Below are 15049 nucleotides of genomic sequence, written 5' to 3'. Positions count from 1 at the left end.
ACTGCAAAAAAGGAAAATATGTTCTTATTTTAAAAATCATATTCAAGGACGGTTGTCCATATAAATGTATAAAGGTATTGATATTCCGTGAGGGCGGTTGAGGTTATGAAAGAAATTGGTTTTTTTCCTACGTTTATTGAAAGTTATTTTATTGCATTGGGCGTTATCCTAGGCGGTTCCTTAATTGGCGGAATTGCAGCCTTTCTAACTGGACAACCACCGCTGACAGCTGTATACAGGCTGTCTACTGACTTAAGAATATGGGCAATTGTTGCTGCTATTGGCGGAACCTTTGACGCTGTTTACACCTTTGAGAGAGGGTTATTTAATGCAGAAACAAGGGATATTTTTAAACAGCTGCTTATTATCCTTTCTGCGTTAGGCGGTGCTCAGACAGGTGCACTGATTATTAATTGGTTAACACAGGAGTATATATCGTGAGAATTCCTCCTTATTATCGAAAACCTTCCTGGCAGCGTTTTTTTGCAGGGATGGTCATTGGCGGTGCAATCAGCTGGTGTATTTTTATTTATATTTTTGGTGTGTGGCAGGAGAAGCATACTGCATTAATTGATAAACAAAGCGAAGAAATCATTGACTTAAAGGAAGAAAAAAAGATATGGCAGGAAGAGTATAAAGAGATTAATAAACGGACCATTGAGCAGCTAACCATTCAGAAAATCACTATAAAAATAACAAATTGGGAAAAATACAAGCTAGACTTACTAAGTGTTTCTGAAATTGAAGATTCGGTAAAAGATGACATTAGTCTTATGATCGCAAAGGACATTGAAACCGTCTATAAAAGTAAAGAATTAATCAAGAAAATCATTCAAAATAAGCCGGTTAAAATAAATGACAAACGGTACAAATTAAAGGTGAAGGAAATGGTCATCTTTACCACTCTCTCCATTCAACTTGAAATAGAATTCGAACAATAAGAAGAATCGGCCAGCATTGTTTGCGGCCGACTCTTTGTATTATTGTTGATAGTTGTCACATACTTCGCTAAGTTCTTTTATTACATGCTCAACCTCATCCCATGAATGGATTGATGCTCCAGAGGCAAGTGGATGTCCCCCGCCCTTAAACTTTCTAGCAACTCCATTAATGACCGGTCCCTTTGAACGTAACCGTACCCTGATTTGATCTTCCTCTTCAATAAAAAAGGCCCACGCTTTAATCCCTTTTACATCGCCTAACGTTCCAACAAGTAAGGAAGCCTCCGATGGCTCTGCATTGTATTCATCCAATAGCTTCTTTGTTAGCATGACAGAAGCTACACCATTATGCTGCATTTCGAAGTTTTGAAGAATGTAGCCGTTTAATTTAATAATATTGGTATCACGCTCGTACATTTTGTCAAAGAGTTCAGTCCGAGAAAAATCATAATGAATGAGTTCCCCTGCATAAGCAAATGTTTTGTCTGTAGTGCTTGGAAAAAGGAATCTTCCTGTATCACCTACAATACCACCAAACAATAGCCTTGCAGCCTCATCATTTAATTTTAACCCTCTGTCCTTGCCAAATAAGTAAAATTCATAAATCATCTCACTGCATGAACTTGCACTTGTATCCACCCATAATAAATCACCATACGGATCTTCATTTGGATGATGGTCTATTTTAATGAGTTTATCGCCTAATGTATACCTTCGATCACAAATTCGCTCCTCATTAGCGGTATCACAAACAATTACCAGTGCTCCTTTATATACCTCATCCTCAATGATATCCAAACGGCGCATAAAATGGAGCGATCTTTCTTCTTTTCCAACTGCGTACACCTTTTTATTTGGATAAGATGCTTTTAGTATTTCAACTAATCCGCATTGAGAACCATACGCATCAGGATCTGGACGGACATGGCGATGGACGATTATGGTTTCATACTGTTCAATCATTTCTAATATTTTTTCATTCAATGTGATCACCTCTTTATTGTTTTGAAGCAAGGGTAGTATTTTGTTAAAATAATATGTACAATGAACAAGAGAATTTTTGGCTTGGAGGTAATATAATGTCAGCTCTGGTTTTTTTCATCGTCATCCTATTTGCTTTTTATTTATTTTATAAAACCAAGTATTTTAGAAGCAGCCGTCCAGTTGAGAAGAAATGGCTTGCTGCAAAATCTAATATAGCACTAGGGTTGTTTGTCAGTTTATTTGGCATTAACCATATCTTCTTCATTTCACAAACGACTGTTACAACAATTGTTTCAGTAATCTTTATTGTTTATGGAGCAGTATTTACCTGGGTGGGAGTGAAGAAATATAAACATTACCTGCCATTTGCTGCGGAAGAAGCTGAAAACTATAATGCTCAGTAATCAATGGGAGAGCCGCTTACCCTTTGGTAGCGGCTTTTTTGTTAATTCCGATCAATCAGCTGACACATCATCATTGCCTTCCCAACTAAAATCCCATCATTAAAGACCTCGACGTCTACCTTTCCAAACTTACGGCCCACTTCTAGAACTCTCGGATAGATTTCTAAAATACTTTCCATCTGTACAGGCTTTAAAAAGTAAATGGTCATATTCTCTACAACCAAGTCTCCTTTTTTATAGCTCCTTAAAATCCTGTTCGCAGCATCCGAAACAATCGTGGTAAATACGCCATAAGAAATGGTTCCGAGATGGTTTGTCATTTGCGGGGTAACTTCACAAGTATACACTTCTTCCCCTTTCGCTTTACCTCTCATTAACACCATTTGGTTAGTGACGATATCATCAAGTGTTTCTCCTACCTGTGGCTGACGCTGATTCATTTGCAGTGCTTTTAAAACATCCTGTCTGCTAATAATCCCTTCAAGCCGGTTAGCATCATCAACGACCGGAAGAACTTCTATACCTTCCCAAACCATCATATGTGCAGTTGAAGCAACACTTGTTTTACCAGAAACAGTCATTGGCTGTTTAGTCATAATCTTTTCGATGGTCATATCAGATTCTTGCCCCATAATATCTTTGGCGGTTACCATTCCCTGAATCTTCATATTATGATCCACAACAGGATAACGGCTATGGGTGGTTTCGAGATTGAGCGTATGCCACCTAGAAACCTTATCAGAAGTTTTAAGATAATATGTCTCGGTAAGAGGTGTCAGGATATCCTCAACCAGAATAATTTCTTTCTTTATTAACTGGTCATAGATGGCACGGTTTATCATCGTTGCCACTGTAAAGGTATCATAACTTGTTGATATGATTGGCATTTCTAAACTATCTGCCAGCTTCTTGATATGATCCTCGGTATCGAAACCACCGGTTATTAAGACAGCTGCACCTGCTTTCAGTGCAAGTTCCTGCGCCTGCGTACGGTTTCCGACGATTAACAAGTTGTCAGGACCAGTGTAGCGCATCATTGCCTCAAGTTTCATGGCACCGATAACAAATTTATTAAGCGTTTTATGCAAGCCAGTCTTTCCGCCTAAAACCTGACCCTCTACAATATTAACGACCTCTGCAAAAGTAAGCTTTTCAATATTTTCTTTTTTCTTTCGTTCAATCCTGATCGTGCCTACACGTTCGATTGTACTTACATAACCTTTATTTTCAGCTTCCTTGATTGCTCGATAAGCTGTACCTTCACTAACAGTCATCGCCTTGGCGATTTGCCGTACTGATATTTTTTCCCCAACAGGAAGTTCATCAATATATTGCAAAATCTGTTCATGTTTTGTAGCCAAGACCTTCACCCATTTCTTAACCCTTTAATTAATAATAATATACGATATATTATTTATACCATTATTTTGAACAATAAACCAACACAAAGGGAGCCGATTTTACAGGCTCCCCTAAGCAGTATAGCTATTAATAATAAGATCGTGATTTTTTGTTAACTCGGAACTGCTGCCGTTTTTTTACTGCCTTTTTTGGACTATACAACATGGCTGTGAGATTTCCTGCAATAACAATTAATGCAAACGCCAGCCAGGTTAGAGCAAAAGTCCCTTCAAGTCCTTCTGCAAAAATCGATAGTCTTGGCACAGCAAAATAAAGCATAAAACTACATAGCAACAAACATAATAAATATCTGTTTTTTTTCAATTTTGTTGTCTCCCTTCAAAACTACTGCTTGTTTCACTTTATGCATTGAAGGGATAAAAAAGTATTATAATTCGATAAAATCTCCAGATTCCAGGACTTTTCCATTCTTATTTTCAAGCATCTCAATAAATTGTTTTGGATCCTGCTTAATTGGCGGGAATGTATTGTAATGGATCGGAACAATTGTTTTTGCTCCAAGTAATTTTGCAGCATACGCTGCGTCCTCCGGTCCCATTGTAAAATTATCACCAATGGGCAAGAAGGCTAAATCAATCGGATGTCTTTCCCCAATTAGCTTCATATCAGAAAATAATGCTGTATCACCAGCATGATAGACCGTTTTACCTTCTGCCATAAATAAAATACCAGCTGGCATACCACAGTAGATAATTTCATTATTTTCTGTTATATAGCTTGACCCATGAAAGGCTTGTGTTAATTTTACCTTTCCAAATTCAAATTCGTGAGCACCGCCGATATGCATAGCATAAGTATTGACTCCCTGCCACCCTAAGAATGTAGAGAGCTCATGATTGGCTATAACAAGAGCATTGTTTCTTTTCGCCAACTCAACGGTATCTCCTACGTGATCACTGTGACCGTGAGTGAGGATGATCACATCTGGATTTACATCTTCTAATTTTAAATCTGTTAATTGGTTTCCAGTAATAAAAGGATCAATGATAATGTTTTTGCCATTGACCTGAATTTGAATAACCGAATGCCCATGATAAGATACTTTCATTTTCCCATCTCCTCTTTTTTGTTGATAATATGTATTTCCATAAAAACTTCTAATTTCCTTCCTCATTTATATCCACAAATGGGGGAATTTAGCACATGATAAAGGAAGATTGTTTACACTTGGATTTAAAATTGATACCCTCAAATGGGACTGTTTAGTTAAGGAGGAGAAAAAATGAACCAACGATTACAAAAACTTCAAGCATGGATGAAGGAAAATGGGATTGAAGTCAGCTTCATCACCTCTTCTGAAAATGTATTTTATTTAAGTGGATTTTTCTCAAATCCACATGAACGTTTACTGGCACTTGCACTGTTCCAAGAAGATGAGCCCTTCCTCGTCTGTCCAGGAATGGAGGTTCATGATGTCAGAAACTCCGGCTGGAACCAAGAAATTATCGGCTATAGCGATATCGACAATCCATGGGAACTAGTACATACCTCTATCAATAAAAGAATCAGCACTGTACGAAACGTCGCAATTGAAAAAGAACATTTGAATGTGGAACGCTACGAACAGCTATCTGCTTTATTTCCAAGTGCTGCTTTTGTTTCCGCCGAAGAAAAATTAAGAAAGCTGCGAATGATTAAAGACGCGAAGGAATTAAAAATTATTGAAGAAGCTTGTGCCTTAGCTGATTACGCAATAGAAGTCGGCTGCAGCGAAATTAAAGAAGGCAGAACGGAATTAGAGGTTCTTAATGCTGTCGAGTATGCACTTAAGCAAAAGGGCGTAACGGAAATGTCATTCTCAACTATGGTTCTGACTGGTGCAAATGCAGCTTCCCCTCACGGTAATCCCGGCAGTACAAAAATTAAAAAGGGTGACTTAGTATTATTTGATTTAGGTGTAGTTGTGGATCGCTATTGTTCAGATATTACAAGAACAGTAGCTTATGGTGATATTAATGAAAAACAAAAAGAAATATATGATACTGTGCTAAAGGCACAGTTAGCCTCTGTTGAAGCAAGCAGACCTGGTGTAACTGCTGCTAAGGTTGACTTAACAGCACGAAAAATCATTTCGGATGCAGGTTATGGAGAATATTTTCCACACCGTCTTGGTCATGGATTAGGAATAAGTGTACATGAGTATCCTTCCATGACGGAAACAAACCACTTGGTAATTGAAGAAGGAATGGTGTATACCATTGAACCAGGAATTTATGTACCTGGTATAGCAGGCGTAAGGATTGAGGATGATATTTATATTACTGCTGACGGAGCTAAAATCTTAACTAAGTTCCCTAAAGAACTACAAATCATTAGATAAGAATTTTTTACCATTGCAGTCGGGAAGGAATTGGAGTATTATACTAATACAAGCTGCGTTGCTCGTAGTGATAATAAAGTTTTAACCTTTAAGCTGTAAAAGGGAGTTTTACTATCGAAGCTATAATGACAAGCCTCTGTCTATACGACATGGAGGACATGCAGGAAGGCTTCTGCGAACACCCACTTTGAGGAGTGGTGGTTTAAAACTTTCTTATATGAGGTACGGCAAATGCGGCTCTATAATGATGAAATCCAACTGCCAGCTTCGGTATGAAGCTGGCTTTTCTTTATTTTAGGAAATCGGACAATGTTTGGTAAACCAAAATGTACGGATCAAGTCCGCATGTGGACAGCTTGGGTGGTTCCATAAGTAATGCTGTCCGAATCAAGTTTTCACACTTGACCAAGTAATGATTTTGTATCGGAGTATTGCAGTCCATGAGCTTCTGCAACGGCTTCATAAGTTGCGAAGCCGCCTAGTGTATTAATCCCCTTAAGTAATGCTTCATTCTCCAGGCATGCCTGTCTAAAACCTTTATTGGCAATTTGGATGGCATAAGGTACGGTAACGTTTGTTAATGCAATCGTGGATGTTCTTGGTACCGCTCCAGGCATATTTGCAACAGCATAATGAACTACCCCATGTTTAATGTATGTTGGATGATCGTGTGTAGTAATCCGGTCAGTTGTTTCGAAAATACCGCCTTGGTCAATCGCAATATCAACTACTACACTTCCTGGATTCATGGATCGAATCATTTCTTCTGTTACTAATTTTGGAGCTTTAGCTCCTGGAATTAGTACTGCACCAATCACAACGTCAGAATCTTTCACAGCTTCGGCGATATTGTAAGGGTTGGATATCAAGGTTGTAACATCCGATCCAAAAATATCATCTAACTGACGGAGACGCTCTGGGTTCAAGTCAATAATCGTAACTTTTGCTCCAAGTCCGATTGCCATTTTCGCAGCATTTGTTCCTGCTACGCCGCCACCGATAATCGTAACACTTCCTCTTTGTACCCCAGGTACCCCAGAAAGTAGAATTCCTTTTCCACCATGAACCTTTTCTAGAAATTGTGCCCCTATTTGTGCAGCCATTCTTCCAGCTACTTCACTCATTGGCGTTAATAAAGGTAATGATCTATTAGGCAGCTGAACCGTTTCATAAGCAATACCAACTACTTTATTATCAATTAAAGCCTTAGTTAATTCAGGCTCTGGAGCTAAATGTAAATATGTAAATAGAATTAATCCTTCACGGAAATATTGGTACTCACTTGGCAGAGGTTCTTTAACCTTCATTACCATTTCCATTGACCATACTTCAAATGCGGTCTCTACTATTTTTGCACCTGCAGAAACGTAATCTTCATCCGTAAAACCAGAACCTTGACCTGCTCCTTTTTCAATATAAACTTCGTGTCCAAATTTAAGTATATTGAAAACGCCAGCCGGTGTCATCGCAACACGATTTTCATTATTTTTTATCTCTTTAGGAACGCCGATCCGCATGTATAAACCCCCAATTAAGATTGTGCAAAGTTAAATGCTTTTAACTGCGAAAACACTTTCATTTTACCAAAAAAATCCTTTGAACCCAAATCTATTTAATATAATATTACTAAAAGGCAAAAAGCTTTGCACCTAGCAAAGCTTTTAATTTAAACATTTCTTAATACCAAGGGTAATACGGATAAGGATAATATGGATACGGATACGGCGGGTACGGATAATAGTAAGGCCGTGGACTTAATGCTGCCCCTAGAGCTAATCCTCCTAAGAATCCCAATGGAAATCCAAATCGACGGCGGCCAAAACCAAAGCCTGGACGGCCAAAGCCGAAGCCAAACCTCATATCATTTTGATTCATGTGCATAAATCTTTTCCTCCTCATTTATACTTCACTCACTAAAGAATATGCACTTAGAAAACTCAACTCTTGGGTAAATGTCCATAAGTATAAAAATTTTAGTAGACACAAGCATAGAAAAACTCGCCTCATGGCGAGTTTAGTTTGCTATTATTCGTTAACCTGGAATACTTCACTTCTTATTTGTCCTGTCTCCTGGTCAATATATCCGCTATTATAGGAATCCATAATTTGTTCACTTACCTCATTAGTTCCTCTTTCATCAAACTCAAATAAAAATGTTTTATTCGGATCTTGTTTAGACATTTGTCCATTCTCCCTTCTATGGATAATTACCCCTTTATTTTTCGAAAAATTGAAACATTTATCCCTAGAAAATAATGTATAATTTAGGTAAGGAGGGATTCCCATGGGAGGAAGATATGACCATATATTAGTTGCGATTGACGGTTCAAAAGAATCAGAGTGGGCCCTGGAAAAATCGATTGAAATTGCTAAAAGAAACCACGCAAAATTATTATTAGCACATGTTATCGACACAAGGTCATTTATGTTAATTGATTCATATGACCCAGATATTGCCGAACGTGCAGACAAACTTGCTGTAGACATGCTTGAAAAATATCAAGATCAAGCAAAAGCTGCAGGGATTATGCATGTTCAATATGAAATCGAATATGGCTCTCCAAAAGTGAAAATTCCAAAGGAAATTGCTAAAAAACATGGTATTGATTTAATTGTTTGCGGCGCCACTGGTATGAATGCAGTTGAAAGGTTCTTGATTGGCAGTGTCTCAGAACATATTACTCGTTACTCCCCATGTGATGTCCTCATTGTCCGTACTCAAAAAATAAATTCGTGAATGCTCTCTAGATGTGGTGTAAAATAAAAGAATAACTCGTCTTGGAGGCTGTCACATGAAAGAACATTTTTCCTACGATCAACGGCTTGGCATTTCTATTCCCAATCTAGAAATAGAATGGGCACAATATAGCGAGGAAACCCAGCAAGCAATCCTGTTTCATTGGGAAAAAATTCGAGGTTCGATTCCTGATCGGATTGCAGAACTTGAAAGTACAATCAATCAAAAACAAGCACAACTTTCTAATGAAAGTAATTTTAAAAAATCATGTGAATTAAACAGTGAGATAGCTGAATTGGCTTCCATCATTAATGATTTATGGCTCTGGTACCGAGCAAATCAAACCGTATCGGAAAAAATGCATAATTAAAATGAGCTCCCTGTAGAAGGGAGCTCATTTAGGCTATAAATCTTTTTTTATCTCTCTAACTACATGGCCAATCTCAGGAAGGATTAATTTATTCATCGCCAGCTTTACGGCCCCTGTTGAACCGGGTGTAGAAAAGACAGCCTTATCCTTAACCACGCCGGCAATAGCTCGTGAAAGTATAGCTGCCGAGCCAATATCCTCTTGATAGCTCAACATCCTAAATAATTCTCCAAATCCAACTATTTCTTTATCTAGTACACTTTGAACAGTTTCAATTGTGACATCGCGCTTTGCGATTCCCGTCCCTCCATTTGTTAGGATGACATCAATATCTTCGCGGTCACATCCTTGTAAGATAGCCTCTTTTATAGGAGAGGCTTCATCTTTGACGATACAATAGTCAACAATGGCATGCCCGGCTTGTTCCAGCAATTCAATCATCAGCCTGCCACTTTTATCTGTATCCTTATTTCTCGTATCACTTACGGTAATGACTTTACAATTAACAGTTTTTGGAGCTCCTTCTTTATGTTCCGTTGTACTCATTTTAGATTTCCTCTTTCTGATTAAGATAGCGCAATTGGTAATAGTTATGGGCAAATTCCGTAACTTTTCTTGTTAATTGATAATTAGTCCCTGCACCAATGGCCATACTAACCAGCGGGATACCTTGAATGAGCCTTTTTCGGAACACCGTAATGACCATAGCTTTTAGTAATTGTTGAATTGGCTGTTCCAGCCAGGTTACATCAGTGATTTCTTCATTTCCTTCATAAAAATAATGATCACGGCTTGACTTCATTTCATTCCTTAACACCGACCATCCCTCTTTTTGCAGACGAGGAGGCAGTGTCGCAGTATGAAAGACCTTTAATGAACTCATCATCTCATAAGGTGTATTCACCTCAAACCCATATGTCATGGCAATTAATTGAACCACCCTTAAGTTAATAACGGCCATCGCAGGAATGTCTGTACCCAAAAGGAGCGGTCCGCCTGTCCCTGCTAAGCCCCCCTGCGCAAAGGAATATAATCGGTGCCTTGCAATTTGCTGCATGGCTATGTACTGTAACTGATCAATGTCCAATTTTGTTAAATCCTCAATTTGTTGCAAATCCTTATTAAAAACACGACCTGAAGATAGGATTCTTTCCTTTGCGTCCATCTGTAATTGAGAGCCCTGAATCATACCGTGCAAATGGAACAACCAGGTATCAATAACTGAAAAAAATTGACTTTGAACTTTTTCAGGTAATAAAGAGAATGAACGTTCCAAATATTTTTCATACGTAAGCTGCAGGTCATTTGCCTCGTAGTTTAATAAATGCTCTTCCCACTCCCTAATTTCATTCAATACCTCTGTTTCCCGGTCCGTTAATGGCATAGACAATCCCTCCTTGCTTCACTTTGACTATTTCCCTCAGTATATCACAAAGAAATATACATAAAAAATGTGAAAAGGCAAACCGCCTCTATGACAGTCTGCCTCTATTTCAAAAATTATTATGCTAATCGAACAACGTCACGGGCAATCATTACTTCTTCGTTTGTAGGAATAACGATTACTTTTACAGGTGAATGAGGATAGTTAATAAATCTTTCCTCACCTCTGATTTTATTTAAAGCTGGATCCCAATAAACGCCCATAAATTCTAGACCCTTTAGAACCTTCTCACGTACTACATCACTGTTTTCACCAATGCCAGCAGTAAAGATGATGGCATCCACGCCATACATACGTGAAGCATATGAACCAATATATTTATGAATACGATTGGCAAAGACGTCTAATGCCAACTGCGCGCGTTCATTTCCATTACGAGCTTCAATTTCAATATCTCTTAAATCACTAGAGAAACCAGAAACACCTAACATTCCACTCTTTTTATTTAGGACATCGAGAACTTCTTCAGCAGTTTTATTGGTTTTTTCCATGATGAATGGAATTAGCGCAGGGTCAATGTTACCTGAACGTGTTCCCATCGTAACCCCTGCAAGAGGTGTAAAGCCCATAGATGTATCAATGGAATTACCGCCCTCTATCGCAGCAATACTAGCTCCATTGCCTAAATGGCATGAAAGAAGACGAAGCTGTTCAACGGGACGACCCAAAAGCTCTGAAGCCCGCTGTGAAACATATTTATGACTTGTTCCATGGAATCCGTACTTACGAATTCCGTATTTCTCGTAGTATTCATATGGAAGGCTATATAGATAAGAACTTTCTGGCATAGTCTGATGGAAAGCTGTATCGAAAACAGCTACAGCTGGGACATTAGGAAGTACCGCTTGAAAAGCTCTGATTCCTGTAAGGTTTGCAGGATTATGCAATGGTGCTAACTCTGATAAATCTTCAATTTTCTTAAGTACTTCTTCTGTAATAAGAGCAGAATCACTAAACTCTTCTCCGCCATGCACAACACGGTGGCCAATTCCTTCAATCTCATTTAATGATTGAATGATACCTAAAGTAGTAAGCTTATCAAGCAGCATTTTTACCCCGACTTCATGGTCAGGAATATCAGTGGTTTCAGTAATTTTTTCACCGTTAACAGAAATAGTAAAGATTGAATCATTTAATCCGATTCTCTCAATGATTCCTTTCGTAATAACATCTTCACTTGGCATTTCAAATAATTGAAACTTTAATGAAGAACTACCTGCATTAATCGCAATAATTTTAGACATTTCGTTTACCGCTCCTTTTATAAAAACAACATCGGTTCGGGGAAGGTCAATACTCCGTACAACGTTATTTTGCACAAACCGACATCGTTTATTGCTCTCATCATCTCATTTAATCATTGTATAATTTACATTTCAAGGATGAAATTGGGTGGAAACGGTTACCTTCAAAATGAAAATTTATTCACATTATTCTAATTGTTCTTAACCAGTAAAAAAGCGATAAAACCGTTACTAAACCCGGTTTTATCGCTTATTATCTTGAAACCATTTATCTATTTTTCTTAAGATACTGTCCATCTCAACTGCACTTGATAAGTTTGGCAAATTGGCAAGTAATGCTTGTTTCGGTGCGACTATTTCTTCGCCCTTCTTCTGCAAAATTAAGATACTTTTCGCTGCACTTTTATTTTTAAACATACTGATTGGCAGTTGGAGTACACCTTGAATAATAATCTCTTGTTTAAAGAAATCCCGAAGCTGGTGTGCTTGATCACTTTCAAAGAGACCATTAGGAATGATAAAAAATAAATATCCTCCTGATTTGGTGTGGCGGACACTTTGCTCCATAAATAAGTGATGAGCATAGGAATGGCCTTCATCCGCCTTTAATTGGTAATCTAGCGCACGAACATCATTGGGATAATACCCAACAGGCAAATCGGCTATCACCGCATCGACGGGGTCAATAAATAAAGGTTCAAGACTATCCTGGTTAAAAAGCTCAACCGGATGTTCTTGTAGATTTGCATTCACATAGGCAAGTTTGATTAACAAGTCATCAATATCGATACCAATTGATTGTACATTTTTTGGCAATTGGTTTAATACGGTTGTTAATAAATTCCCTGTTCCAATGGCAGGGTCTAATAATCGGAAGGATGGCTGTGTCATAAACTTTCCCACTAGATAACTAAGTAGCATTCCTACACTATCAGGTGTCATCTGATGGTTAGGCTGAACATTTTCTTTCATTCCCTTTAAGATGACCAACTGATAGGCTTTACGAATTTCTTCCTTTGTAAAATTACCTAAATTTATTTCTTTGTATTGTTTATTGAGTCTTTTTTCCGTTATTTCACTTACTTCTTCCTGAAGTACAGAGCCGTGAAAGAGATTCTCTCCTGTTTCAGCCAAAGCCTCTAAATATGTACATGATAATTCTTCCTGTAAAACAAGAGCTGTTTCATTAAATAGTGTGAAAAGCTGTTCGACTGGAGCAATCTTCATGCTAACACCTCCTAAATATAGAAAAAGGCCTCATCCAATAGACGAGGCCTTAATCGCCGTTAAAATTACTTTGCGTTTCTAGCTGCTTCAAGTGCTGCTTCATAGTTCGGGTGATTTGTTGCCTCACTTACATATTCCACATAAGTAACAGTATCTGTAGAATCTACAACAAAGACTGCACGAGTTAATAATCTTAATTCTTGAATTGCAACGCCGTATGCTTCACCAAAAGAAAGATCACGATGGTCTGATAATGTTTGGACATTTTCAATACCGTTTGCCCCGCACCAGCGCTTTTGTGCAAATGGCAGGTCTACGCTAATCGTTAGGATTTTAACATCTCCTAAGCTATTTGCTTCTTCATTAAATCGACGTGTTTCCGCATCACACACGCCAGTATCTAAAGAAGGAACCGCACTGATTAAACGAACCTGACCTTTTGTGTTTTCTAAGGTTACAGGTGATAAATCATTTGCCAATACGCTAAAATTAGGAGCTTTGTCTCCCACCTTCACTTCGTTGCCTAGCAATGTTACTGGGTTCCCCTTAAAAGTTACGTTTGCCATTTTAACATCCTCCTTTTTCGTACGAACAAAAGCAAATCCATTTCGCCTTCATTACAATTATGTACAGTGTAAATATATCTTTTCAGAAATCTTTTTGCAATTATTTAAGCTTTCACTTTCATGAAAAAAGTTAACCTCCGCCTTTTGAATGTGGAAGTTAACTTTTTAACTTAAATATCAAATTCTTGCTTAGGAGATTCGTTTTGCTTCGATTGCTGCGAACCCTGCTGTGAGTCTTGCTTGGAACCTTGTTGCTCATTTTTTTTCGAGAACATTTGTTGAATCTTATCGACCGCTTGAGGCGCCAATTCTAAAATCTTTTCATATAGGTGGGTACTTTCGTCAAGATGAAGCATTTTTACACCTTTTGAGTTTACAATTAAGAATGCAATTGGAGTTATCGAGACACCGCCACCGCTACCTCCGCCAAATGGAAGCTTTGCAGAACCTTTACCTTCTTCTTGTCCTTTTGATTGTGACCCGTCTAGTTTAAATTCACTTCCACCTGCGGCAAATCCAAAACCTACTTTGGAGACGGTTAGAATAACACTTCCGTCAGGAGTTTCTACAGGATCACCAATAATCGTATTAACGTCAATCATTTCTTTTAAACTTTCCATCGCAGTCGTCATTAAACCTTGAATTGGGTGTTCAGACATAGCTGTTTCCTCCTCTTTTACACGGTTTTAGTTTTTTCCTTCGAATAGGCAGTATCCATTTTGAGATCCGGGAGTCCGCCCTTCCAGAATTTAATTAGTTTTAATCCTGCTAAAATAGCATACCCGATGCGAAACTGAAAAATACATGTGATATGGGTTTGGATAATCGCCAATTGAAAATGGGGTGTAATCGATAGTACTGGCATTTCCTTAAGCCTCAAAAAGTGACTAAGCACCCCCAAAATACTTCCCTTTAGTGTCCAAAGTGCACCAGTTATGATCCCTGTATGCGCAGCATCACCTATACCTACTAATGAATGCCATTCAAAATGTTTGATTACTAATCTTTTCATAAATTTCTTTACGATGACACTGGTGTTCACAACATGCTGGATGATTTCTTTTGCGTTAGTAAATTTTGATATGATACCATCTTTTGTGATTTGCGCTTCCTTTGTCGGGGACTGTTTTTCACTTGAATCCCCCATTTGTGTATTGCCCTTCATGACAATGCTTGGGGAGTTTTCATCAATTTTGACAAGCGGTACATTGATTGTGTATCGAATTAAGCCAAACCAGATTCTAAACTGTATTTTCAATTCATCGTTTTCATTATGATGAAAATAATTAAGGCGAATCGTTAGTTTCGAAAAAATGATTAGTAGAATGAATAAAATGATAATAATGAGAGCTATTACCAGCCAAACCATTTTTTTCACACCCCTTCAGCC

Annotated in this window: 20 protein-coding genes and 1 other RNA gene; 7 read left to right on the top strand and 14 right to left on the bottom strand. The window is 38.1% G+C overall.

The annotated features are described in order from the left end of the window. The first annotated feature begins 105 nt into the window (after window positions 1–105). On the top strand, window positions 106–441 hold the full coding sequence (locus QFZ28_RS08460) for a YtrH family sporulation protein (RefSeq protein WP_045524254.1): 336 nt from the start codon (window positions 106–108) through the stop codon (window positions 439–441). Then, the gene (gene ytrI / locus QFZ28_RS08455; protein ID WP_307194218.1) at window positions 438–941 is read left to right on the top strand and encodes a sporulation membrane protein YtrI; all 504 of its coding nucleotides are present in this window, start codon (window positions 438–440) and stop codon (window positions 939–941) included. The genes QFZ28_RS08460 and ytrI overlap by 4 nt, the downstream gene beginning before the upstream one ends. Before the next feature lie 39 nt (window positions 942–980). Here ytrI and QFZ28_RS08450 read toward each other — a convergent pair whose 3' ends face one another. Next, window positions 981–1925 (bottom strand): DHH family phosphoesterase, encoded by a 945-nt coding sequence (locus QFZ28_RS08450; protein ID WP_307194217.1) that lies wholly within the window; start codon window positions 1923–1925, stop codon window positions 981–983. Window positions 1926–2020: 95 nt separating this feature from the next. Here QFZ28_RS08450 and QFZ28_RS08445 point away from each other — a divergent pair, with 95 nt between their 5' ends. Beyond that, window positions 2021–2329: a YtpI family protein gene (locus QFZ28_RS08445; protein WP_307194216.1), complete on the top strand. Its 309-nt coding sequence runs from the start codon at window positions 2021–2023 to the stop codon at window positions 2327–2329. A 41-nt stretch (window positions 2330–2370) separates the two neighbouring features. Here QFZ28_RS08445 and QFZ28_RS08440 read toward each other — a convergent pair whose 3' ends face one another. The 3 genes from QFZ28_RS08440 to QFZ28_RS08430 form a co-directional block, all read right to left on the bottom strand. Beyond that, window positions 2371–3690: a CBS domain-containing protein gene (locus QFZ28_RS08440; protein ID WP_307194215.1), complete on the bottom strand. Its 1320-nt coding sequence runs from the start codon at window positions 3688–3690 to the stop codon at window positions 2371–2373. Between the two features lie 127 nt (window positions 3691–3817). Then, the gene (locus QFZ28_RS08435) at window positions 3818–4054 is read right to left on the bottom strand and encodes a hypothetical protein (protein ID WP_307194214.1); all 237 of its coding nucleotides are present in this window, start codon (window positions 4052–4054) and stop codon (window positions 3818–3820) included. 64 nt (window positions 4055–4118) lie between these two features. Then, window positions 4119–4799, bottom strand: a complete 681-nt coding sequence (locus tag QFZ28_RS08430; RefSeq protein WP_307194213.1) for a metal-dependent hydrolase — start codon at window positions 4797–4799, stop codon at window positions 4119–4121. A 174-nt stretch (window positions 4800–4973) separates the two neighbouring features. Between QFZ28_RS08430 and QFZ28_RS08425 the strand changes: the two genes are divergently transcribed. Both QFZ28_RS08425 and ssrS read left to right on the top strand, forming a co-directional pair. Beyond that, window positions 4974–6071, top strand: a complete 1098-nt coding sequence (locus QFZ28_RS08425; protein ID WP_307194212.1) for a M24 family metallopeptidase — start codon at window positions 4974–4976, stop codon at window positions 6069–6071. A gap of 47 nt (window positions 6072–6118) precedes the next feature. Beyond that, window positions 6119–6315, top strand: a non-coding RNA gene (gene ssrS, locus QFZ28_RS08420) — 6S RNA. Window positions 6316–6466: 151 nt separating this feature from the next. On the opposite strand, the gene ald is transcribed toward ssrS, so the two are convergent. From ald to QFZ28_RS08405, 3 genes are all read right to left on the bottom strand, one after another. Next, window positions 6467–7588, bottom strand: a complete 1122-nt coding sequence (gene ald, locus QFZ28_RS08415) for an alanine dehydrogenase (protein ID WP_307194211.1) — start codon at window positions 7586–7588, stop codon at window positions 6467–6469. Window positions 7589–7748: 160 nt separating this feature from the next. Then, the gene (locus QFZ28_RS08410) at window positions 7749–7970 is read right to left on the bottom strand and encodes a spore coat protein (RefSeq protein WP_373428054.1); all 222 of its coding nucleotides are present in this window, start codon (window positions 7968–7970) and stop codon (window positions 7749–7751) included. 126 nt (window positions 7971–8096) lie between these two features. Next, complete coding sequence (locus tag QFZ28_RS08405) at window positions 8097–8252, bottom strand: hypothetical protein (protein ID WP_307194209.1); 156 nt, start codon at window positions 8250–8252, stop codon at window positions 8097–8099. A 103-nt stretch (window positions 8253–8355) separates the two neighbouring features. Between QFZ28_RS08405 and QFZ28_RS08400 the strand changes: the two genes are divergently transcribed. Further along, window positions 8356–8808: a universal stress protein gene (locus tag QFZ28_RS08400; protein WP_307194208.1), complete on the top strand. Its 453-nt coding sequence runs from the start codon at window positions 8356–8358 to the stop codon at window positions 8806–8808. A gap of 55 nt (window positions 8809–8863) precedes the next feature. After that, a complete protein-coding gene (locus tag QFZ28_RS08395; RefSeq protein ID WP_307194207.1) occupies window positions 8864–9178 on the top strand; it encodes a hypothetical protein in 315 nt (104 codons plus the stop codon). Between the two features lie 33 nt (window positions 9179–9211). On the opposite strand, the gene QFZ28_RS08390 is transcribed toward QFZ28_RS08395, so the two are convergent. The 7 genes from QFZ28_RS08390 to QFZ28_RS08360 all read right to left on the bottom strand — a co-directional run bounded on the left by QFZ28_RS08390 (window position 9212) and on the right by QFZ28_RS08360 (window position 15028). Then, the gene (locus tag QFZ28_RS08390; RefSeq protein WP_307194206.1) at window positions 9212–9724 is read right to left on the bottom strand and encodes a MogA/MoaB family molybdenum cofactor biosynthesis protein; all 513 of its coding nucleotides are present in this window, start codon (window positions 9722–9724) and stop codon (window positions 9212–9214) included. A 1-nt stretch (window position 9725) separates the two neighbouring features. Then, the gene (locus tag QFZ28_RS08385; RefSeq protein ID WP_307194205.1) at window positions 9726–10562 is read right to left on the bottom strand and encodes an EcsC family protein; all 837 of its coding nucleotides are present in this window, start codon (window positions 10560–10562) and stop codon (window positions 9726–9728) included. A gap of 119 nt (window positions 10563–10681) precedes the next feature. Then, complete coding sequence (locus tag QFZ28_RS08380) at window positions 10682–11866, bottom strand: acetate kinase (RefSeq protein WP_307194204.1); 1185 nt, start codon at window positions 11864–11866, stop codon at window positions 10682–10684. 243 nt (window positions 11867–12109) lie between these two features. Beyond that, window positions 12110–13093: a class I SAM-dependent methyltransferase gene (locus tag QFZ28_RS08375; protein WP_307194203.1), complete on the bottom strand. Its 984-nt coding sequence runs from the start codon at window positions 13091–13093 to the stop codon at window positions 12110–12112. A 65-nt stretch (window positions 13094–13158) separates the two neighbouring features. Beyond that, window positions 13159–13659, bottom strand: coding sequence for a thiol peroxidase (gene tpx / locus QFZ28_RS08370; protein ID WP_034676799.1), 501 nt, complete (start codon window positions 13657–13659; stop codon window positions 13159–13161). Between the two features lie 170 nt (window positions 13660–13829). Next, window positions 13830–14318, bottom strand: a complete 489-nt coding sequence (gene ytfJ / locus QFZ28_RS08365) for a GerW family sporulation protein (RefSeq protein WP_307194202.1) — start codon at window positions 14316–14318, stop codon at window positions 13830–13832. Window positions 14319–14335: 17 nt separating this feature from the next. Beyond that, the gene (locus QFZ28_RS08360) at window positions 14336–15028 is read right to left on the bottom strand and encodes a DUF2953 domain-containing protein (RefSeq protein ID WP_307196982.1); all 693 of its coding nucleotides are present in this window, start codon (window positions 15026–15028) and stop codon (window positions 14336–14338) included. Between the last annotated feature and the right edge of the window lie 21 nt (window positions 15029–15049).

This window comes from Neobacillus niacini, from assembly GCF_030817695.1.
Lineage (GTDB): Bacteria > Bacillota > Bacilli > Bacillales > Cytobacillaceae > Neobacillus > Neobacillus niacini_F.
Note: the sequence above shows the minus strand (reverse complement) of the source record. Positions and strands in the feature narration are given on the sequence as shown.